This window comes from Streptomyces sp. NBC_01176, assembly GCF_045039825.1.
Classification (GTDB): Bacteria; Actinomycetota; Actinomycetes; order Streptomycetales; family Streptomycetaceae; genus Streptomyces.
Genome location: NZ_CP108600.1, coordinates 6482236 through 6503547 on the forward strand (window position 1 = coordinate 6482236; position 21312 = coordinate 6503547).

Annotated in this window: 16 protein-coding genes and 1 pseudogene; 10 read left to right on the forward strand and 7 right to left on the reverse strand. The window is 71.3% G+C overall.

Annotation, left to right across the window (positions count from 1 at the left end):
• Positions 1-5 precede the first annotated feature (5 nt).
• The gene (locus OG199_RS27965) at positions 6-968 is read right to left on the reverse strand and encodes a metal ABC transporter substrate-binding protein (protein WP_401799107.1); all 963 of its coding nucleotides are present in this window, start codon (positions 966-968) and stop codon (positions 6-8) included.
• A gap of 165 nt (positions 969-1133) precedes the next feature.
• Here OG199_RS27965 and OG199_RS27970 point away from each other — a divergent pair, with 165 nt between their 5' ends.
• Positions 1134-2516, forward strand: a complete 1383-nt coding sequence (locus OG199_RS27970) for a glycine--tRNA ligase (RefSeq protein ID WP_405831804.1) — start codon at positions 1134-1136, stop codon at positions 2514-2516.
• 126 nt (positions 2517-2642) lie between these two features.
• Here the strand turns inward: OG199_RS27970 and OG199_RS27975 are convergent, their stop codons facing one another.
• Positions 2643-3695: a chitinase gene (locus OG199_RS27975; protein ID WP_266699039.1), complete on the reverse strand. Its 1053-nt coding sequence runs from the start codon at positions 3693-3695 to the stop codon at positions 2643-2645.
• 246 nt (positions 3696-3941) lie between these two features.
• On the opposite strand from OG199_RS27975, the gene OG199_RS27980 reads away from it, so the two are divergent.
• Together OG199_RS27980 and OG199_RS27985 are read left to right on the forward strand one after the other, a co-directional pair.
• Positions 3942-4946 (forward strand): aldo/keto reductase, encoded by a 1005-nt coding sequence (locus OG199_RS27980; protein ID WP_401799105.1) that lies wholly within the window; start codon positions 3942-3944, stop codon positions 4944-4946.
• Between the two features lie 26 nt (positions 4947-4972).
• Positions 4973-5572, forward strand: a complete 600-nt coding sequence (locus OG199_RS27985; RefSeq protein WP_356808658.1) for a TetR family transcriptional regulator — start codon at positions 4973-4975, stop codon at positions 5570-5572.
• A gap of 23 nt (positions 5573-5595) precedes the next feature.
• On the opposite strand, the gene OG199_RS27990 is transcribed toward OG199_RS27985, so the two are convergent.
• Positions 5596-5802, reverse strand: a complete 207-nt coding sequence (locus OG199_RS27990) for a hypothetical protein (RefSeq protein ID WP_266699036.1) — start codon at positions 5800-5802, stop codon at positions 5596-5598.
• Between the two features lie 154 nt (positions 5803-5956).
• On the opposite strand from OG199_RS27990, the pseudogene OG199_RS27995 reads away from it, so the two are divergent.
• A pseudogene (locus OG199_RS27995) lies at positions 5957-6670 on the forward strand (transporter substrate-binding domain-containing protein); the annotation flags it as partial.
• Positions 6659-7069, forward strand: coding sequence for a VOC family protein (locus OG199_RS28000; RefSeq protein WP_405834694.1), 411 nt, complete (start codon positions 6659-6661; stop codon positions 7067-7069). The pseudogene OG199_RS27995 and the gene OG199_RS28000, both read left to right, overlap by 12 nt.
• A gap of 150 nt (positions 7070-7219) precedes the next feature.
• Here OG199_RS28000 and OG199_RS28005 read toward each other — a convergent pair whose 3' ends face one another.
• Positions 7220-8650 (reverse strand): MFS transporter, encoded by a 1431-nt coding sequence (locus OG199_RS28005; protein WP_405831807.1) that lies wholly within the window; start codon positions 8648-8650, stop codon positions 7220-7222.
• Positions 8651-8750: 100 nt separating this feature from the next.
• On the opposite strand from OG199_RS28005, the gene OG199_RS28010 reads away from it, so the two are divergent.
• Positions 8751-9668: a helix-turn-helix transcriptional regulator gene (locus OG199_RS28010; protein ID WP_356808661.1), complete on the forward strand. Its 918-nt coding sequence runs from the start codon at positions 8751-8753 to the stop codon at positions 9666-9668.
• 133 nt (positions 9669-9801) lie between these two features.
• Here OG199_RS28010 and OG199_RS28015 read toward each other — a convergent pair whose 3' ends face one another.
• Positions 9802-11271 carry an MFS transporter gene (locus tag OG199_RS28015; RefSeq protein ID WP_356808663.1) on the reverse strand — a complete coding sequence of 490 codons (1470 nt, stop codon included), beginning with the start codon at positions 11269-11271 and terminating at the stop codon, positions 9802-9804.
• A 156-nt stretch (positions 11272-11427) separates the two neighbouring features.
• Here OG199_RS28015 and dusB point away from each other — a divergent pair, with 156 nt between their 5' ends.
• On the forward strand, positions 11428-12597 hold the full coding sequence (gene dusB / locus OG199_RS28020; protein ID WP_405831808.1) for a tRNA dihydrouridine synthase DusB: 1170 nt from the start codon (positions 11428-11430) through the stop codon (positions 12595-12597).
• A 67-nt stretch (positions 12598-12664) separates the two neighbouring features.
• Positions 12665-13192, forward strand: coding sequence for a hypothetical protein (locus tag OG199_RS28025; protein WP_401799102.1), 528 nt, complete (start codon positions 12665-12667; stop codon positions 13190-13192).
• Between the two features lie 6 nt (positions 13193-13198).
• Here the strand turns inward: OG199_RS28025 and OG199_RS28030 are convergent, their stop codons facing one another.
• Positions 13199-15136 (reverse strand): glycogen debranching N-terminal domain-containing protein, encoded by a 1938-nt coding sequence (locus tag OG199_RS28030; protein WP_356806209.1) that lies wholly within the window; start codon positions 15134-15136, stop codon positions 13199-13201.
• A complete protein-coding gene (locus tag OG199_RS28035) occupies positions 15133-16764 on the reverse strand; it encodes an MGH1-like glycoside hydrolase domain-containing protein (RefSeq protein WP_405831810.1) in 1632 nt (543 codons plus the stop codon). The genes OG199_RS28030 and OG199_RS28035 overlap by 4 nt, the downstream gene beginning before the upstream one ends.
• A gap of 119 nt (positions 16765-16883) precedes the next feature.
• On the opposite strand from OG199_RS28035, the gene OG199_RS28040 reads away from it, so the two are divergent.
• Positions 16884-18119, forward strand: coding sequence for an ROK family protein (locus OG199_RS28040; protein ID WP_405831812.1), 1236 nt, complete (start codon positions 16884-16886; stop codon positions 18117-18119).
• Between the two features lie 440 nt (positions 18120-18559).
• On the forward strand, positions 18560-21310 hold the full coding sequence (ppdK, locus tag OG199_RS28045) for a pyruvate, phosphate dikinase (protein ID WP_405831814.1): 2751 nt from the start codon (positions 18560-18562) through the stop codon (positions 21308-21310).
• Positions 21311-21312: the final 2 nt, after the last annotated feature.

The window sequence follows — 21312 nt, forward strand, 5'->3', positions numbered from 1 at the left end:
AGGGATCACTGGGCGCCCAAAGCCGTCTGCAGCGCCTTCAGGTTGGACTCCATGACCTGGAAGTAGTCGTCGCCCCGGGACTTCGGGGTGATGCCCTCGATCGGGTCGAGGACGTCGGTCTTCAGCCTGGCGTCGCCGGCGATCGTCTTCGCGGTCTTGTCGCTGACGAGCGTCTCGTAGAAGACCGTCGAGACGCCGTCGGCCTTCGCCATCCTCTCAAGGCCCTGCACGCGGTTCGCGCTGGGCTCCGACTCCGGGTCGAGGCCGTTGATGGCCTCCTCGGTGAGGCCGTAGCGCTCGGCGAGGTAGCCGAAGGCGGCGTGGGTGGTGATGAAGGTCCTGGTCCTGGTGGTCCGCAGTCCGTCGGCGAACCGTTTGTTCAGGGCTCCCAGCTTCTCGACCAGCGCGGCGGTGTTCTTCCGGTAGTCGGCGGCGTGCTTCGGGTCGGCCTTCTCCAGGCCCTTGCCCACGCCCCGGGCGACCTCGGCGTACTTCACCGGGTCGAGCCAGATGTGCGGGTCGGTGGCCCCGGTCTCCTCGCCGTCGCTGTCGTCGTGGGCGGCGGCGTGTCCGCCGACCTCGTTGCCGTGCTTCTCCAGTCTGGTCAGCGACGCGGCGTCGATCTTCGTGCCGACCTCGGACTGGGCGACGGCGGTGTCGACGGCCGGCTGGAGGCCCTTGAGGTAGACGATGGCGCCGGCCTTCTCGAGCCGCATGGTCTGCCGGACGCTGATCTCCAGGTCGTGCGGCTCCTGGCCGGGCTCGGTCAGGCTCGTCACGCGCACGTGCGTCCCGCCGATCTGCTCGGCGAGGTACTGCATGGGGTAGAACGACGCGACGACATCGAGTTTCCCGTCGCTCCTGCCGTCGGCCGCCGCGGAGCCGGAGCAGGCGGAGAGGGTGCCGAGACCGAGGGTGGTGGCGGCCAGCGCAGCGGACCCGGATATGAGGCGTCGTCGTACGTTCATGACAGTCATTTTCAACAAACCTGGAAACGATTGTCAACAAGCCCCCGGTAAGTCCTCGGTGAACGGCGGGGCGAGCGGGGTGGTCACCGAACCGATTTGATACGAGGGTGGGCGGCGCCGGTAACCTGAATCATTCGCGCCGTCCGTCGTACTGAAGAGAGCATCGTGGCCGCCGACAAGATCGACACCATCGTCAGCCTGAGCAAGCGCCGTGGCTTCGTTTTCCCGTGCAGTGAGATCTACGGGGGACAGAAGGCCGCCTGGGACTACGGCCCGCTCGGCGTCGAGCTCAAGGAGAACATCAAGCGCCAGTGGTGGCGCTACATGGTCACCTCCCGTGAGGACGTCGTGGGCCTCGACTCGTCGGTGATCCTGGCCACCGAGGTCTGGGTCGCGTCGGGTCACGTCGCCACCTTCAGCGACCCGCTCACCGAGTGCACCTTCTGCCACAAGCGCTACCGCGCCGACCACCTGGAGGAGGCGTACGAGGCCAAGCACGGCCGCCTCCCCGAGCACGGCCTCGCCGACCTGAACTGCCCGAACTGCGGCAACAAGGGCACCTTCACCGAGCCCAAGCAGTTCTCGGGTCTGCTCTCCACCCACCTCGGCCCCACGCAGGACAGCGGCTCCGTCGCCTACCTGCGCCCGGAGACCGCGCAGGGCATCTTCACCAACTTCGCCTCCGTGCAGCAGACTTCCCGCCGCAAGCCGCCGTTCGGCATCGGGCAGATGGGCAAGTCCTTCCGCAACGAGATCACGCCCGGCAACTTCATCTTCCGCACCCGCGAGTTCGAGCAGATGGAGATGGAGTTCTTCGTCAAGCCGGGCGAGGACGAGAAGTGGCAGGAGTACTGGATGCAGGAGCGCTGGAACTGGTACACCGGCCTCGGCATGCGCGAGGAGAACATGCGCTGGTACGAGCACCCGGCCGAGAAGCTCTCGCACTACTCCAAGCGCACCGCGGACATCGAGTACCGCTTCCAGTTCGGCGGCAACGAGTGGGGTGAGCTGGAGGGCGTCGCCAACCGCACGGACTACGACCTGAACGCGCACTCCAAGGCGTCGGGCCAGGACCTGTCCTACTTCGACCAGGAGGCCGGCGAGCGCTGGACCCCCTACGTCATCGAGCCCGCCGCCGGTGTCGGCCGCGCGATGCTGGCCTTCCTCCTCGACGCCTACGTCGAGGACGAGGCCCCCAACGCCAAGGGCAAGATGGAGAAGCGCACGGTGCTGCGCCTCGACCCGCGCCTCGCGCCGGTCAAGATCGCCGTCCTCCCGCTGTCCCGCAACCCGGAGCTGTCGCCCAAGGCCAAGGGCCTGGCCACCGCGCTGCGCCAGCACTGGAACATCGACTTCGACGACGCCGGTGCCATCGGCCGCCGCTACCGCCGCCAGGACGAGATCGGCACGCCGTTCTGCGTCACCGTCGACTTCGACACCCTCGAGGACAACGCGGTGACGGTGCGCGAGCGCGACTCGATGAAGCAGGAGCGCGTGTCGCTGGACCAGATCGAGGGCTACCTCGCGTCCCGTCTGATCGGCTGCTGATCGGCCGCCGGCCGGCGCCGGACCGGTGGTCGGCCGACCGCTGACCGGCCGCCGCCCGGCGGACGACGAAGCCCCCGCCTCCCGTGATCACGGGAGGCGGGGGCTTCGTGGCGTCTCAACGAGGTCTCAACGGCCTTGCAGCGCCTTCACGTTGTCCCCGAACGTCCAGTTCTTCGAACCGTCCCAGTTGACCGACCACGTCATCAGGCCCTTGAGCGAGGTCCCGTAGTGGCGCCAGGCCTGGGAGACGAGGCTCGGTGACATGTAGCCGCCACCCGCGCCGGACTGGGCCGGCAGGCCGGGGACCTGCTTGTCGTAGGGCACCTTGACGGTGGTGCCCTGGACGACCAGCCCCTTGTTCAGGCAGTCCGTCTGCGCGACGAAGCCCTGAACGGTGCCCGCGGAGTACGAGTCGCCGGAGCAGCCGTACATGCTGCCGTTGTAGTACTGCATGTTCAGCCACCACAGCCGGCCGTTGTCCGCGTACTTCTTGACGATCGGCAGATACGCGCCCCAGATCGAGCCGTACGTGATGCTGCCGCCGGTGACGTAGGCCGTCTCCGGCGCCATGGTCAGCCCGAAGTTCGCCGGCATACGGGCCAGCACACCGTCGATGATGCGGATCAGGTTGGCCTGGGAGGCGGAGAGCTGGCCGATGTTCCCGCTGCCGACCAGGCCCGTCTCGATGTCGATGTCGATCCCGTCGAAGTTGTACTTCTGCAGGATGGGCACGATCGTCGACACGAACCTGTCCGCGACGGCGGAGGAACTGAGGTCGATGCCGGCGGCGGCCCCGCCGATGGACAGCAGGACCGTCTGCCCGGCCGCCTTTGCCGCGCACATCTCCGCGGGCGTCGCGACCTTCACGCCCGCGTCCATCCCGTCCTCCCACAGCGCTGTGCCGTCGGACCGGATGACGGGGAAGGCCGCGTTGAGCACGTTGTAGCCGTGCGCGGCGATACGGGAGTCGGTGATCGGGGTCCAGCCGAAGGGCGGGTGGACGCCGTTGGACGAGCCGTCCCAGTTCTCCCAGTAGCCCTGGAGGACCTTGCCGGCGGGGCGGGACTTCACGGCGCAGGTGTCGGCCGCGGACGCGGTGGGGGCGGCGGCGACCGACAGGGGGGCGAGGACGGCGGCCGCCAGCGCGACGGCGAGCAGGCGCAACTTCCGGCGGATCATGCGGGGCCTCCTGGAGTGGGGGGACGCGGAGGGGGCGTGTCGCATGCATGACAGTGCGCGCGGTCCAGACCTGTCGTCAATAGGTCTGGACCAAATAGGGGCGGTGGCGGGGCGGCAGGGATGGGTGGCGAGGCGGGCGACACCGCTGACACATGACAGCTGACAGATATTGAAATCTGTCAGCTGTCATGTCATGGTGGGTACGGGTCGCCCGACGGCACCCACCCCCCGACCCAAGGAACCCGCATGCGCACCCGCCCTCTCGGAACGACCGGTCCCCAGGTCTCCGCCCTCGGCCTCGGCTGCATGGGCATGTCCGCGCTGTACGGCGACGCGGACCGTGCCGAGTCCATCGCGACCGTCCACGCCGCACTCGAAGCCGGCGTGACCCTGCTGGACACCGGCGACTTCTACGCCATGGGCCACAACGAGATGCTCATCGGCGAAGCCCTGCGCACCGCGCCCGCGGCCCTGCGCGAACAGGCCCTGACCAGCGTCAAGTTCGGCGCGCTGCGCGACCCGGACGGCGGCTGGAGCGGCTACGACGGCCGCCCCGCCGCGGTGAAGAACTTCGCCGCGTACTCCCTCCAGCGCCTCGGCGTGGACCACATCGACGTCTACCGGATCGCGCGGGCCGACCCCGGCGTGCCGATCGAGGAGACGGTCGGCGCGATCGCCGAACTGGTCGAGAAGGGTCATGTCCGGCACATCGGCCTCAGTGAGGTCGGCGCCGACACCATCCGCCGGGCCGCCGCCACCGCCCCCATCAGCGACCTGCAGATCGAGTACTCGCTCATCTCCCGGGGCATCGAGGACGAGGTACTGCCGACCACCCGCGAGCTGGGCATCGGGATCACCGCGTACGGCGTGCTCTCCCGCGGACTGATCTCCGGCCACTTCACCGCCGACCGGGAACTGGGCGCGAACGACTTCCGCGCGATGAGCCCCCGTTTCCAGGGCGAGAACCTGCGGCACAACCTCACCCTCGTCGAGGCGCTGCGCAAGGTAGCCGAGCAGAAGAGCGTCTCCGTCGCCCAGATCGCCATCGCCTGGGTGCTCTCGCGCGGCGAGGACATCGTGCCCCTGGTCGGCGCCCGCACCCCGCAGCGGCTGGCGGAGGCGCTGGGCGCCCTGGACGTCACCCTCGACGCCGGGGACCTCGCCGCCATCGAGGAGGCCGTGCCGGACGGCGCCGCCGCGGGGGACCGCTACCCGCAGGCGCAGATGACGCACCTCGGCACGGAGCGCTGACAGTACCCCCGGGTACGGTCGTCGTCATGGCACCACCGACCAGCGAGACCCTGACCGCCGAGCGCATCCTCGAAGTGACCGAGGAGGTGCTGCGCCGCCACGGCCCGGCCAAGGCCACCGTGGTGGACGTGGCCCGCGCGCTCGGCGTCAGCCACGGCAGCGTCTACCGCCACTTCCGTACGAAGGCGGCGCTGCGGGAGGCGGTCACCAAGCGCTGGCTGGACCGCACGTCGCAGACGCTGGCCCGGATCGTCGGGGCGACGGACGAGACGCCTCCCGAGGCGCTCAGGCAGTGGTTCGGAGCGCTGTTCGCCGCCAAGCGGCACAAGGCGGGCGACGACCCCGAGCTGTTCGCCACGTACACGGTGCTCCTCGCCGACACCAGCAGCGTGGTCGAGGAACACGTCCTGGAGCTCGTCGGCCAGCTCACGGACATCGTCGGCCGAGGCGTGCGCGAGGGAGACTTCGCGGCGGTGGACGGCGACGCCGCCGCGACGGCCCGCGCGCTCTTCGACGCCACGAACCGCTTCCACGACCCGGCCTACGCCCGCGAATGGGAACAGCCGGGCATCGAGGCCGAGTTCACGGCGGTCGTCGACCTCGTCCTGCGCGGCCTGCGTCCCTGACCGGTGGACCCGGCGGAGAGCGCTCAGCCCTCCGTCGGGTCCACCGTCGCCTGGTGGGCGTCGGCGAGGTGTTCCTCCGCCTTCAGCCACGGCAGGAACTGCGCGCTCTTGCGCCAGCCGCAGGTGCCGCACCTGATCGTGCGCTGCATCCCCGTCCGCTGGACGTGGACGACGTGCTCGCGGCCGTGCTGGTCCCAGCGGCTCACCTTGCTCGTGTTGATCTGCAACATGACACCTCCTGGTGTTTCCGCTCCGCTTGTTCGGCAAGGCCTGTGCAGCAAGGAGTGTGCAGCATGGAGAAGATCAACGGGGGCTCTTCGGTCACCAGTTGGCCGGCGCGACTCTCGCAATTCGCCCAGGGGCCGTCGGCCTAGACTCCGCTGCATGACGACCGAAGCCGCCGCCATCGCGCGGGATCTCGCACCGACCGGCACCCTGCGGGCCTCGATCAACCTGGGCAATCCGGTACTGGCCCGGGGGACTTCGCAGTCCCCGGCCGGCGTCACCGTGGACCTCGCGCGCGAGATCGGCGTGCGGCTGGGCCTGCCCGTGGAACTCCTCTGCTTCGACGCGGCCCGCAAGTCCTACGAGGCGATGGCGGAGGGCCGGGCCGACCTCTGCTTCCTGGCCGTCGAACCCGCACGCGAGGCCGAAGTCGCCTTCACGGAGCCGTACGTGGTGATCGAGGGCGTGTACGCCGTGCCCCGCGACTCGGACCATGTGAACGCCGCCGACGTCGACCGTCCCGGTATACGGATCGGTGTGAAGCGCGGGTCCGCCTACGACCTGTTCCTCACCCGCACGCTGCGGCACGCGAGCGTCGTACGCGGGGAGGAGGGCGTCGACACGTTCCGCGCCGAAGGGCTGGAGGCCGCGGCCGGGATCCGGCAGCCGATGACCGCGTACGTCGAGGAACATCCCGAACTCCGGCTGATCGAGGACCGGTTCATGCAGATCCGGCAGGCGGTCGGCACGACCAGGACCCGCCGCCCCGAGACCGTCCGCTTCCTCCGTGATGTCGTCGAGGAGCTGAAGTCCGGCGGCTTCGTCGCGGACGCCCTGCGGCGCTCGGGCCAGTCGCCGGACCTGGTCGCTCCGCCGGCCGGCCCGGGACCCGCCCCCTTCACCGCCGAACTGCAGTGCGTCGTGCTGGACTGCCCGGACCCGCACCGGCTCGCCCGGTTCTACGCGGAACTGCTCGGCGGCGAGGTCGACCGGCCCGACCGGCGCTGGGCGCTCGGCGAGGGCTGGGCGACGCTCCACACGCCGTCCGGTCCAGTCCTGGCCTTCCAGCGGGTGGCGGAGTACGAGCCGCCGCGCTGGCCGGAGCCCAGCCGGCCCCAGCAGTTCCATCTGGACTTCGGCGTCCCCGACCTCGACCTCGCGCGCGAACAGGTCCTGGCACGTGGCGCGACCGTACTGGACGACTCCGACGGGCGCGGCTGGCACATCTACGCGGATCCGGCCGGGCACCCGTTCTGCCTGGTCCGCCACTGAACGGGTCCGCCGTCTGAACGGGCCCGCCGTCGTCCGGTGAGCCCACGGCCCCGGCCCCGCCGGACGGCCCCGGTGGTCCGTGACCGGATGGAGCCGCCGCCCGGCCCCCGCCGCGGCGCTCGCCGGGCCGGCCCGCGCCGCGCTGCCCGCTCAGCCGACCGTGCGCGGCAGCCGCAGGCTCAATGCCGCCGTCAGGGCCACGCCCGCCAGCTGTACCAGCAGCGTCGTCACCAGGGCGTCCCGCATGCCGTGACCCGGGACCAGGGACAGGAACAGGGTGCCCAGGGTGGCGACGCCGACGGCGAGCGCCGACTGCTGGGTGGTCGCCATCACACCACTGCCGACACCGGCCCGCGCGGCCGGCACCTCGGAGAGGACGATCCGGATGAGCACCGGCAACTGGAGCGCCTGCCCCGCACCGGCGACCGCCGTGCCCGGGAGCAGCTCCCACACCCCGAGGTCCGGCCAGGACCGCCACACGGTCAGCGCGATGAGGGCCACGCCCACCGCCTGGATCAGGCCCCCCGCGGTGACGACCCGGGTGCCGTGGCGGGCGATCAGCCGCGGCCCGCAGAGGGAGGCGACGAAGAAGACCACGGCCATCGGGGCGAGGGCCAGCCCGGCCGCCACCGGACCGAGGTCCGCGCCCTGTTGCAGGGCCACCGCGATCACGAACATGAAGCCGCTGAAGCCGATCGAGAACGGCACGATCATGATCAGACCCCGCCGCAGTGAGGTCAGCGCGAACAGGCTCGGCGGCACCAGGGGAGTGCGGCCGGCCCGGTCCTCCCGGCGCTCGACGAAGTAGAACGCCGCCGCCACCAGGGGGAAGAGGGCCAGTGACAGCCAGGTCCACAGCGGCCAGCCCGCCGCGCGGCCCTCCGTCAGCGGGGCCAGGAGCGTCAGCAGCGACAGCGCGAGCAGGACGGTGCCGGGGGTGTCGATCGGCTCCGGGTGCTGCGAGCGTGTCTCGGGCACGGCCCGTGCGGCCAGGACCAGGCCGAGGAGGACGACGGGGACGTTCACGAGGAACACCGCGCGCCAGCCGGTGCCCGCGATGTCCGCGGCGACCAGGAGGCCGCCGAGTATCTGCCCGGCCACCATGGACAGTCCGGCCGTCGCGCCGTACAGGCCCATGGCCTTGGCGCGGCGGCCCCCCGCGGTCGCCGCCTGGATGGTGGCGAGCACCTGCGGCAGCATCGCGGCGGACGCCGCGCCCTGCGCGACGCGGGCCGCGACCAGCGTCCAGGCGCTGGGCGCGAGGCCGCACGCCAGCGAGGTCAGGCCGAAGGCCGCCATGCCCCCGAGGAAGAGCTGCCGCCGTCCGAAGAGGTCGCCGAGCCGGCCGCCCAGGACGAGCAGGACGGCGTACGAGACCCCGTACCCGGCGACGACGAGTTCGAGGACGGCTTCGCTCGCGTTCAGGTCTCGGCCGATGGTCGGGAGGGCTACGTTGACGATGAAGAAGTCGATGAGCGGCAGTGCCGCACCGAGCAACACGGTGAAAAGTCCGAGGCCACTGAGAAGGGGCGGCGCGGACGGTGATCGGACTGGTGTGGTCAGGGTTCCGGTTTCGGTCACGTAAAGAGCTTCGTCCCCACCTCAGGCTGGTACCAGAGTGTCCTTATCCTGGTAGAGGCAGTACCTGGCAACAGGTTCCGGCGGACGGCAGTCTGGAGACATGACGACGATGGTGCGGGAGACGACCACCACCCCGGCCCCGGCCGCCGGCGCCGCCCCGCGCGGAAGCGCGATCCGCCGGCACGAACTCGCCGCCTTCCTGCGCAACCGGCGCGAACGCATCACGCCCGAGCAGGTCGGACTGCCCCGCGGCCGGCGCCGGCGCACCCCGGGACTGCGCCGCGAGGAGGTCGCCCAGCTCTCGTCCGTCGGTGTCACCTGGTACACCTGGCTCGAACAGGCCCGCGACATCCAGGTCTCCGAACAGGTTCTCGACGCGCTGGCCCGCACCCTGCTGCTCGACTCCAGCGAGCGCGCCCACCTCTTCCAGCTGGCCGGCGCCGTCGACCCCACGCCCGCCGCACGGTGCCCGACCATCACCCCGGCCCTGCGTCAGATGCTGACCCAGCTGGAGCCCGTCCCGGCCTGCATCCAGAACAGCCGGTACGACATCCTGGCGTACAACCGCACATACGCCCGGCTGATGATGAGCGACCTGGACGCGGTGGCGCCCGAGGACCGCAACTGCATGGTCCTCGTGTACACCCACGAGGAGTGGCGCAGGTCGATCGTGCTCCTCGACGAGACCATGCGCATGATGGCCGCCAAGCTGCGCGCCTCGATGGCCGGACACCTCGGCGAGCCCGCCTGGAAGATGCTGGTCAAACGACTGCGGACGGAGTCGGCGGAATTCCGCGAGATCTGGGAGCGGTACGAGGTGTTCGGCGGCGCCCGCAGCAAGACGAAGCAGTTCCTGAACCCGTACGTCGGACTCCTCACCCTCGATCACACCGACCTGTGGCTCGCCCCCGACATGGGCGCCCGGATGGTGACGTACGCCCCTACCGACGAGGCGAGCCGTGAGGGGCTGGAGAAGCTGTACGCGATCGCGCGGGCGGCGGAGACCGAGGTGGCCTAGGGCGCGTGCCACGCGTCGCGAGGCAGGCGGGACTTTCGCAACACGCCCCGTGCCCGTCCGGCCGTTCCCGTCAGCCCTGCGGGCGATCACGAAAATGGCCGGACAGGCCCAGGGGTGGGCCTCCCCGGGTCTTCTAGGTGGCCGGCGCGTCCTGGGCGCGGGCGCCCACCGGTTCGCGCGTCTCCGCCTCCGCGGGCGCCAGCTGCCGCGCCGTGCGTTCGGCGGTGCCGCGCGCCCAGCGTCCGCTGGTCAGGGCGCCGAGGACGAGGACGGCGAGACCGCAGCCGGTGAGGATCCACCAGCCGGGGCGGGCGGCCGAGACGAACGTCTCCCGGTACGCGGAGGCGTGGATGCCGGAGGCGAGGACCGCGCCGATCACGGCGACGCCCAGGGTGCCGCCGATCTGGCGGCTGGTCGAGGCGACGGCGGCGGCGACACCGGCCTGGGTGCGGGGCATCCCGGAGACGGCGGTGTTGGTGATGGGGGCGTTGACGAAGCCGAAGCCCAGGCCGAACAGCACGTAGCCGATGACGAGTGTGACGTTCGACGTCTCGGCCTCGAACGCGGCGAACAGCAGCCCGCTGGCGGTGGTCGCGACGCCCGCGATCAGCAGCGACAGACGCGGCCCCCGACTGCCGACCAGTCGCCCGGACAGCGGCGCGCACACGAAGCACATCGCCGCCATGGGCAGCATCCACAGGCCCGCGTGCAGCGCGTCCAGGCCGCGGACGTTCTGCAGATAGAGCGTCGACAGGAACAGGAAGCCGCTGAGCGCCGCGAACGCGCTGACGGCGATGACCGTCGCCCCGCTGAACGGCGCCGAGCGGAAGAAGCGCAGGTCGATGAGGGGTTCGGCGCGCCGGGGCTCGTACCACAGCAGGCCGAGCAGGGCGGCGGCGGCGATCGCGCCGAACACGGTGGTCCTGGCGACGCCGGAACTGGGCGCCTCGATGATCGCGTACGTCAGTGAGCCGAGCAGCGCGATGACGAGGACCTGGCCGACCGGATCGGGGCGGCGGGCCTTGGGGGCGCGGGACTCCGGGACGTACCGCCAGGTGAGCAGGAGGGCGGCGAGGCCCACCGGGAGATTGATCCAGAAGATCGAGCGCCAGCCGACCGAGTCCACCAGGAGTCCGCCGACCAGCGGGCCGGCGGCCATCGATATGCCGACCACGCCGCCCCAGGCCCCGATCGCGCGGGCGCGCTCGCGCGGGTCCGTGAAGGTGTTGGTGATGATCGACATCGCCACCGGGTTCAGCATCGAACCGCCGACCGCCTGCACCATGCGGAAGGCGACCAGCGATTCGAGGTTCGGGGCGACGGAGCACAGCACCGAGCCGACGGTGAAGATCACCAGACCTGCCTTGAAGATCCGGCGGCGGCCGATGCGGTCGGCGGTCGAACCCGCGAGCATCAGCAGCGACGCGAGGACCAGCGTGTACGCGTCGATCGTCCACTGGAGGCCGGCGACGCTCGCGTGCAGTTCCTTCTGCATCGAGGGCAGGGCGACGTTCAGTACCGTGTTGTCCAGGCTCACGATCAGCAGACTCATACAGCAGATCGCGAGCACCAGGAGGCGGCGGCGTGGGGTGAGCTCGGGCATTCCACAAGCCTACGCCCGCTTCGATAGTGCGTCTAACTAATGACCCTGGTCGGATGCCGTGACGGCGGTCACGGCGCGGCCTCGACGTCCACCGCACGTCCCCGAGAGGCGCCGGCCACTGTCACGGCACCCGCTCCCGTACGCGACAATGGGGGAATGTCCACGACCGTCCTCGCCCCCGCCGCCCCGCTGTCGATCGGCCCCCACACCGTCCAGCCGCCCGTCGTCCTGGCCCCCATGGCCGGGATCACGAACGCGCCCTTCCGCACCCTGTGCAGGGAGTTCAGCGGCGGCAAGGGCCTGTTCGTCAGCGAGATGATCACCACGCGGGCGCTGGTCGAGCGCAACGAGAAGACCATGCAGCTGATCCGCTTCGACGCGACCGAGCAGCCGCGCTCGATCCAGCTGTACGGCGTGGACCCGGCGACCGTCGGCAAGGCCGTCCGCATGATCGCGGAGGAGGACCTCGCCGACCACATCGACCTCAACTTCGGCTGCCCGGTGCCGAAGGTGACGCGCAAGGGCGGCGGCTCCGCCCTCCCCTACAAGCGCAACCTGCTGCGGGCGATCCTGCGGGAGGCCGTGAGCGGCGCCGGGGACCTGCCCGTCACGATGAAGATGCGCAAGGGCATCGACGACGACCACATCACCTTCCTGGACGCCGGCCGGATCGCCGTCGAGGAGGGTGTCACGGCCATCGCGCTGCACGGCCGCACCGCCGCTCAGCACTACGGCGGCACGGCGGACTGGGACGCCATCGCGCGCCTCAAGGAGCACGTGCCGGAGATCCCCGTCCTCGGCAACGGCGACATCTGGTCCGCCGAGGACGCGCTGCGGATGGTGCGCGAGACCGGCTGCGACGGCGTCGTGGTCGGGCGCGGCTGCCTCGGCCGGCCGTGGCTGTTCGCCGATCTGGTGGCCGCCTTCGAGGGGCGTGCGGACGGCCGGTCCGACGGACACGGCGGCGGCCCGACCCTCCGTGAGGTCGCGGACGTCATGGTCCGGCACGCCACCCTGCTCGGCGAGTGGCTCGGCGACGAGGCCCGCGGCGTCATCGACTTCCGCAAGCACGTGGCCTGGTACCTGAAGGGCTTCGCGGTCGGTTCCGACCTGCGCAAGCGCCTCGCGATCACCTCGTCGTTGGCCGAACTCGCCGACGGGCTCGCCGAGTTGAATCTCGACCAGTCGTGGCCGACCGGTGCCGACGGCCCCCGTGGCCGCACCTCCGGCAACAACCGGGTCGTCCTGCCGGACGGCTGGCTGAAGGACCCGTACGACTGCGCGGGCATCAGTGAGGACGCCGAACTGGACACCTCCGGGGGCTGACCGGGCCGGTCCCTGTCGACGGCAGGCGCCCTCGACAGGGGACCACCGCTCCCCGACACTGATCGGCGTGACGGACAGCACGGTATGGGTCGCGGTCTTCACCGGCGCGACGGCGGTGCTCGCCGGCTGGGTGACCACCCTGGGCAACGCCCGCGCGGCCCGGGTCCAGGCCGAGGCGTCGGCCCGGGTCCAGCACCGCGACCGGCTCCGGGAGACCCGGCGGGCCGCCTACCTCGACCTCATGGAACAGGCGCACCTCACCGGCCAGTTGTACTGGCGGGTCGGCGACGCCTACGCGCAACTCGACGACCCGGACGACCGTCTGACGCGTGTTCAGGAACTGCGTGACGAACTGCGCGGCGCCTTCGACCCGCTCATGCGCGGTGTCCGGGTCGTCGTCCTGGAGGGCCCGGTCCGGGCCGCCGAGGCGGCCACCGCCCTCCAGCAGGCGGCGGCGCAGGCCAACCGCGCGCTGTGGCGCGTGACCTGCGGCGACCCGGGCGCCCGCGAACGCTTCGACGAGGCCCACGCGGCCTTCCGCCACACACTGGAGCGGTTCACCGGGACGGCCCGGGACGCCATGAGCGCCCTCTGAGTCCCGTCAGGCTCCCCCCACCGCCGTCAGCAGCGCCAGCGGCGCCGCCGCCGACCTCGACTCCCGTACGCACGCGTGCGGGTAGGGCACCGGCTCCGCGTGCGTGGCCCTGCCGTAGCCCGCGAGGACCTCGGGGAGCCGGTGGCCGGCCGCCGTGGCCGCGTCGACCAGGGCGTGGGCGACCGTGCGGGCCTCGTCGTGCAGGCCGTAGCGGGCCAGCCCCAGCGTGATCAGCGCGTTGTCGTGGGGCCAGACCGAGCCGCGGTGGTACGACAGCGGGTGGTACGCGGGCTGGTCGGCGGCCAGGGTGCGTACGCCCCAGCCCGAGAAGAAGTCCGGCTCCAGCAGACGCCGCCCGACCAGCTCGCCGTACTCCTTGTCCAGGAGGCCGGACCACAGCAGATGGCCCGCGTCCGAGGCGAGCGCGTCGACCTGGCGGCCGTCACCGTCCAACGCCAGCGCGGGGAAGGCCTGTTCGCTCATCCAGAAATCCCGCTGGAAGCGGTCGCGGAGATCACCGGCGGCCTGCTCCAGAAGGGCCGCGTAGACCTCGTCGCCCCAGACCGTACGGGACAGATGGGCGGTGCGGCGCAGCGCGTCGTACGCGTATCCCTGCGCGCCCGCCGCCATCACCGGGCCGCTGGGACGGCTGCCGTCCGCCGAGCAGATCGCGCCCGGGGAGTCCTTCCAGTTCTGGTTGGCGAGACCGCCGCCGTCCGCGCGGTAGACGAGATAACCGCACGAGGTCAGGCCACCGTGGTCCAGCATCCAGCCGATCGCCGCCCGCGCGTGCGACTCCAGCCGCCGGGCCAGGGCCACGTCACCGGTCTGCTCGGTGTACGCGCCGAGCAGCACCAGGAACAGCGGCGTGGCGTCCACCGACCCGTAGTACCGCCCGTACGGCACCTGCCCGAAGTGCGCCAGCTCGCCGTGCCGCACCTCGTGCACGATCTTGCCGGGCTGGGCCACCGCGGCCGCCCCCACCTCGACCGCCTGGGTCGCGGCGAGCGCGGGCAGCGTGGCGGCGGCGAGCCGCGGACGGTAGGGAAGCGCGAACAGCGAGGTCAGCAGGGCGTCACGGCCCAGCAGCGTGAGGAACCAAGGGACTCCCGCGGCCGGCACCCGCAGCTCCTCGCCGTCCGGGCCGGTCGCCGGGACCTGGAGCACCGCGAGGTCCGACAGCCCGCGCGCGCAGGCCGCCGCCAGCTCCGGCCAGCCGGTCGGGAAGGGCACACCCTCCGCGAACTCGTCCTCCAGCGCGAGCAGCCGCTCGTTCGCCGCGGCGGGGGAGTCGGGCACCTCCGGCTCCTTCAGCGCGCCGTGCGGACGCGCCGCGACGCGCAGCGACAGCTCCGACGAGGTGTGCGGTGGGAGGTCCAGGGTCCACACGAGGCGCCGGGCGCCCGTGCCCGTCTCCTCGACCCCGTCCGGCGGCGGCTCGGAGGTGACCGTCGTACGGGACCGCCATTCCCCGCGCCGGTAGCTGAACTCCACCCCATCGTCGAGGACTTGACGCCTTCGTACGGCCCCGGCCTTGGCGTACGTGCGGTGGTCGGAGCGCAGCTCGAACTGGTCCGTGAAGTCGGCGTCCACGGTGAGCGCGATCCGCACGGTCGTGGGCGTCGGACGGTTGCTGGTGACCCGCAGCGCCTCCACGAACGCGCCGTCGGTGACCGCCTGTTCACGGAAGAGCGTGTACGCGGGCGGTTCGTTGCGGCCGCCGCGCGGGACCAGCACACAGCGTGCCGTGTCGCCGTCCGAGACCGGCGTCAGCGCCTCGGGCACCGCGCCGTCGACGGTCAGCTGCCAGCGGCTGAGGTGCCGGGCGTCCCGTACGAACAACCCGTCCGGGGAGCTGCCGCCCCGCACCCCGCTGATGTCCCCGCCGTCACCCACGGCGGCGAACGTCCCACCGTGCACGAGCAGATGATGCCGGTCCGTCATCCCCGGTCCCCTCCCTTGGCGCCCGTCTCGAATGAACTGCGCGGCGCCGTGCCGTCCGGCGGTGTGCCGTGCGAGGCCGCGCCCTGTGCCGTGTCGAACGCGTCGCACCCCGGACGGGACACGACCTGATCCGCCCCTGAGGGCTCGTGCAGCAGGTCCAGCGTCAGCGCGGCCGTCCAGCTGAAGCCGAGTGCTCCGCAGGCCTCGCCGGTGTACGGATCCACGTACTCCGCGAAGCCGGACGCGTCCGCCGTCTCCAGCAGCGCCGAGCGCAGCTCCTCCGCCCGCCCGTGCTCCCCGTGCAGCCGCAGCCCGCGCTCCAGCAGCCAGTTGGTGTTGAACCAGGCCGGACCGCGCCAGTAGCGGCGCGGGTCGAAGGCGTGTCCGGTCAGGTCGTAGCTGGGCACCAGCCGGGCGACCCCGCCGAGCCCGAAGTGCGGGCCGCCCGCGGTGCGGACGAGAGTGGTGGCGATGTCGCGGGGCAGCGCGGGGAGGATGAGCGGGAGCAGCCCGGCGACACTGCGCTCGGGGATCAGCGCCCCACTCGGAGAGCGCCGCTCCCTACGGTGAGCACCGCTCTCACTCCCGCCGTACACGTCCCGGCAGAAGAACATCCCCTCGGCCGGGTCCCACAGCCGCTCCACCAGCGCCGCCGTCAGGCGCTCCGCGCGTGCGTGCCGTGCGGTCCCCGCCGCGCCCAGTTCCCGGGCGATGGCCGCGAGCGCGTGCTCGGAGGCGATCAGCAGCGCGTTGAACGCGGGGTCCTCGACGGCGAATCGCCCGGCCCCGGCCCCGTCCCCGGCCCCGTCGGCGTATCCGCCGTCCCGGTAGTCCGTCGCGAGCCGCACGTACCGCCCGTAGTCGAGATCCGTCGGGCGGTCCTCGGCGGACCCGTGGTCCAGGTCGGCGCGCCGGAAGGTGCGCGGCGAGGCCGGGGTGATCCGGCCGAGCGGGGCGTCCCAGCAGGGGCTGTTGTCCATGCCCTGCTCCCAGGGGTGGACCACGGAGGCGAGGCCGCCGCCGCCCAGGTCCCGACGGTGCAGCAGATAGCGGTGCCAGGCCGCGAGTCGGGGATACACCCGGGGAAGGAAGGACCGCGCCCGGGACAGGCCGGGGTCGGCCTGGTGCACCAGCCAGGCGGCCAACGCGTGCACCGGTGGCTGCACGATGCCGGACGTCTGTACGGTGCGCGGGGCGCCCGCGGCGCGCCCCGCGGTCGAGGAGCGCCAGAAGTCGGGGCTCGGGAAGTACGCGTCGAGCGGGACGGAGGGGTTGAACACGATGTGCGGAATCCGGCCGTCACCCCACTGGGCGCCGAGCAGGGTCTCCAGTTCCGTCTGCGCCCGCAGGGGCGACAGATGGCGCAGCCCGATCGCGACGAAGGCCGAGTCCCAGGACCACTGGTGCGGATACAGGCCGCGCGAGGGGACGGTGGACGTTCCCGTCCAGTTGTCTTCGAGCACGTGAGCGGCCCTGAGGTGCAGCGACCGGGCGGACCTGACGGGATCGTATACGTCGGCGGCGGCGTGGGTGATCTCGCGCGAGCCGGGCGGAGCGGGGGAGCCCGAGGTGCGCACGGGGGTGGTGATTCCCGTGCGGTGGATGGTGAGTTGGGTTGTGCTGTCCACTCAGGTCTCCCCGAAGACGTCCGGCCGACCGGTTCGGCACTGGGTACCGTAGGGTTACGCCTATTTAACACGCAAAACTCAATATGTAATGCAGAGTTGGGGAACGCAAGGGGTGAGGCATGACCGGCATGACGGGAAGGACGGCGAAGGGCATGAGGGCCGGGAACCAGGCAAGCTCCGGAGATCTGCTCGAGCTGGTGCGCAGCGGCCGTGCCACGACGCGCGGCGCGCTCCAGCAGGCCACCGGTCTGTCGCGGGCCACGGTCGGCCAGCGCCTCGACCGGCTCTTCCGCGCGGGCTGGCTGCGTGAGGGCGCGGGCGGCCCGGTGGACTCACCGCTGGGCGGCCGCCCTTCCATCACCCTGGAGTTCGACGACGCGCACGCCGTCGTCCTCGCCGCCGACCTCGACACCCGGCACGGCCGGGCCGCCGTGGTCTCGCTGACCGGCGAGATCCAGGCCGAGCACCACGGCACGCTGCGGATCGAGGACGGCCCGGACGCCGTCCTCGGCGAACTCGGTGGCTGGTTCGCCGAACTGCTGGAGAAGGCCGGGCGGCCGGTCGGTTCGGTGTGCGGGATCGGTCTGGCGGTGCCGGGCCCGGTCGACAGCGAGACCGGCCGGGTCGTGCAGCCGCCGATCATGCCGGGCTGGGACGGTTACGACATCCGGGGGCGCCTGGGGCGCGCCTTCGCGGAGCACACGGGCAGCCGCGCCGCCGCGGTCCCCGTCCTCGTCGACAACGACGCCAACCTGATGGCGTACGGCGAACAGCGCACCGGGTACCCGGACTGCTCGGCGTTCGCCCTGGTCAAGGTCTCCACCGGGATCGGCGCGGGCATGGTCGTCGGCGGCTCCATCTACCGGGGTGTCGACGGGGGCGCCGGCGACATAGGGCACATCCGCGTCGGCGCCGACGCGCTGTGCCGGTGCGGGTCGTACGGCTGTCTGGCCGCCGTCGCGAGCGGAGGCGCCGTCGCGCGGCGGCTCGCGGAGTCCGGGGTGCCCGCCGCCTCCGGCTCGGACGTGCGCGACCTGCTGACGGCCGGACACCCGGAGGCGATGGCGCTCGCACGGGAGGCGGGGCGCCAGGTGGGGGACGTCCTCGCGACCGTCGTGACCCTGCTCAACCCGGGTGTCCTGATGATCGCCGGAGACCTGGCGGGAACCCCGTTCCTCACGGGCGTGCGTGAGCTGTTGTACCAGCGGGCACTGCCCCGCTCCACTGCTCATCTGGACGTGGTGACGTCGAGGCTCGGCGAGCGGGCCGGACTGGTCGGCGCCGGGGCTCTGGTCGTGGAGTACCTGTACGCGCCGGAGCGGGTCGAGGAGCGGCTGGCGGCGCTGGGTGTCTGAGGGTCCGCGCGGCCCGGTGCCCGGCACCGTGTGACAGCCGTGTGTCGTGTCCGCGTCGCGGTCCGCATGATGAAATCCCGGCCGCCCTCCCGGCGTGATTCTCGCCACCTCTGATCGGGGTGGCGCTCAGATGAGCGGATCTTCGGCGACTGCACTTTCCTAAGGGGTGGCACTCAGTGCCACCCCTTGATCGTTCATCGATTAAACTCAGACGTGCCTGAGGGTGCTCACGTGAGCGTTTTTGTTGGCGCGTGGAGGGGTGCTCGTTCAAGAAGTGAAAACATCCCCCTCCGAGCGCTTGCCAAGCCTTGACTTTCGATCGCGTGGCGGACGGGTGGTTACAGGCTCATGACGTGCAAGTAGACGTACCCAGGCGCCTTCGATCTGGGTATGTTCCTCGCCGTCAGGGCAGCCACCGCGACGTCGAGGAGTCGAGACTCGTGTCGGAAAACAAAGATCCCCACGTAGCCGAGAGCGGCGACAGCGGCGTCGGGGACGTGAAGTTCGTCTACGACTTCACCGAGGGCAACAAAGACCTCAAGGACCTCCTGGGCGGCAAGGGCGCGAACCTCGCCGAGATGACCAACCTGGGCCTTCCCGTCCCTCCCGGCTTCACGATCACCACCGAGGCGTGCAAGACCTACCTCGACAGCGGCGAGGAGCCCGCGGCACTGCGTGACGAGGTCAGCGCGCACCTCAAGGCGCTCGAGGCGAGCATGGGCAAGAAGCTCGGCCAGGCCGACGACCCCCTGCTCGTGTCGGTCCGTTCCGGCGCGAAGTTCTCGATGCCCGGCATGATGGACACGGTCCTGAACATCGGGCTCTCCGACAAGTCGGTCCAGGGTCTCGCCCAGCAGGCCGGCGACGACCGCTTCGCCTGGGACTCCTACCGCCGCCTCATCCAGATGTTCGGCAAGACGGTCCTCGGCGTCGACGGGGAGCTCTTCGAGGACGCGCTGGAGGCCGCGAAGGCGGCCAAGAAGGTCACCGTCGACACGGAGCTGGAGGCGGCGGACCTCAAGAAGCTGGTCACGAAGTTCAAGAGAATCGTCAAGACCGAGGCCGGCCGGGACTTCCCGCAGGACCCGCGCGAGCAGATGGACCTCGCCATCCACGCGGTCTTCGACTCCTGGAACACCGACCGCGCCAAGCTCTACCGCCGCCAGGAGCGCATCCCGCACGACCTCGGTACGGCCGTCAACGTCTGTTCGATGGTCTTCGGCAACCTGGGCCCCGACTCCGGCACCGGAGTCGCCTTCACCCGCGACCCGGCCTCCGGCCATCAGGGCGTGTACGGCGACTACCTGCAGAACGCCCAGGGCGAGGACGTCGTCGCCGGCATCCGCAACACCGTCGCGCTCGCCGAGCTGGAGTCGATCGACAAGAAGTCGTACGACCAGCTGATGCAGATCATGGAGACCCTGGAGAACCACTACAAGGACCTCTGCGACATCGAGTTCACCATCGAGCGCGGCCAGTTGTGGATGCTCCAGACCCGCGTCGGCAAGCGCACCGCCGGCGCGGCCTTCCGGATCGCCACCCAGCTCGTGGACCAGGGCCTGATCGACGAGGCCGAGGCGCTCCAGCGCGTGACCGGCGCCCAGCTCGCCCAGCTGATGTTCCCGCGCTTCGACGACCAGGCGAAGGTCGAGCAGATCGGCCGCGGCATCGCCGCCTCACCGGGCGCGGCCGTCGGCAAGGCCGTCTTCGACTCGTACACGGCGATCAAGTGGTCGCGCTCCGGCGAGAAGGTCATCCTGATCCGCCGCGAGACCAACCCCGACGACCTGGACGGCATGATCGCGGCGGAGGGCATCCTCACCTCCCGCGGCGGCAAGACCTCGCACGCGGCGGTCGTCGCGCGCGGCATGGGCAAGACGTGCGTGTGCGGCGCGGAGGAACTGGAGGTCGACACCAAGCGGCGCCGGATGACGGCCCCCGGCGGTGTGGTGATCGAGGAGGGCGACGTCGTCTCCATCGACGGCTCCACCGGCAAGGTCTACCTCGGCGAGGTCCCGGTCGTGCCCTCCCCGGTCGTCGAGTACTTCGAGGGCCGGATGCACGCCGGCGCGGACGACGCCGACGAACTGGTCGCCGCCGTGCACCGGATCATGGCGTACGCGGACCGGGTCCGCCGGCTGCGGGTGCGGGCCAACGCCGACAACGCGGAGGACGCCCTGCGGGCCCGGCGCTTCGGAGCGCAGGGCATCGGCCTGTGCCGCACCGAGCACATGTTCCTCGGCGACCGGCGCGAACTGGTGGAACGCCTGATCCTGGCCGACACGGACGCGGAGCGCGAGGACTCCCTGAAGGAGCTGCTCCCGCTCCAGAAGCGGGACTTCATCGAACTCTTCGAGGCGATGGACGGCCTTCCGGTGACGATCCGTCTCCTCGACCCGCCGCTGCACGAGTTCCTGCCCGACGTGACCGAACTGTCGGTACGGGTGGCGCTCGCGGAGTCGCGCGGCGACGCCAACGAGAACGACCTGCGCCTGCTCCAGGCGGTGCACCGGCTGCACGAGCAGAACCCGATGCTGGGTCTGCGCGGTGTGCGCCTCGGACTGGTCATCCCCGGCCTGTTCACGATGCAGGTACGGGCCATCGCGGAGGCGGCGGCCGAGCGCAGGAACGCCAAGGGCGACCCGCGCGCCGAGGTCATGATCCCGCTGGTCGGCACGGTCCAGGAACTGGAGATCGTCCGCGAGGAGGCCGACCGGGTCATCGCGGAGGTGCAGGAGACGACCGGCACCGAGCTGAAGCTCGCCATCGGCACCATGATCGAGCTCCCGCGGGCGGCTCTCACCGCGGGGCAGATCGCCGAGGCCGCCGAGTTCTTCTCCTTCGGCACGAACGACCTCACGCAGACCGTCTGGGGCTTCTCCCGGGACGACGTGGAGGCGAGCTTCTTCACGGCGTACCTGGAGAAGGGCATCTTCGGGGTGTCGCCCTTCGAGACCATCGACCGGGACGGCGTGGGCTCCCTGGTCCGCTCCGCCGTCAAGGCGGGCCGCGCGACGCGTCCCGACCTGAAGCTCGGCGTCTGCGGCGAACACGGCGGCGACCCCGAGTCGGTCCACTTCTTCCACGAGGTCGGCCTCGACTACGTCTCCTGCTCGCCGTTCCGGATTCCGGTGGCACGCCTGGAGGCGGGCCGCGCGGCGTCGACGGCGAAGGGCAGCGACCACCGGTAGCC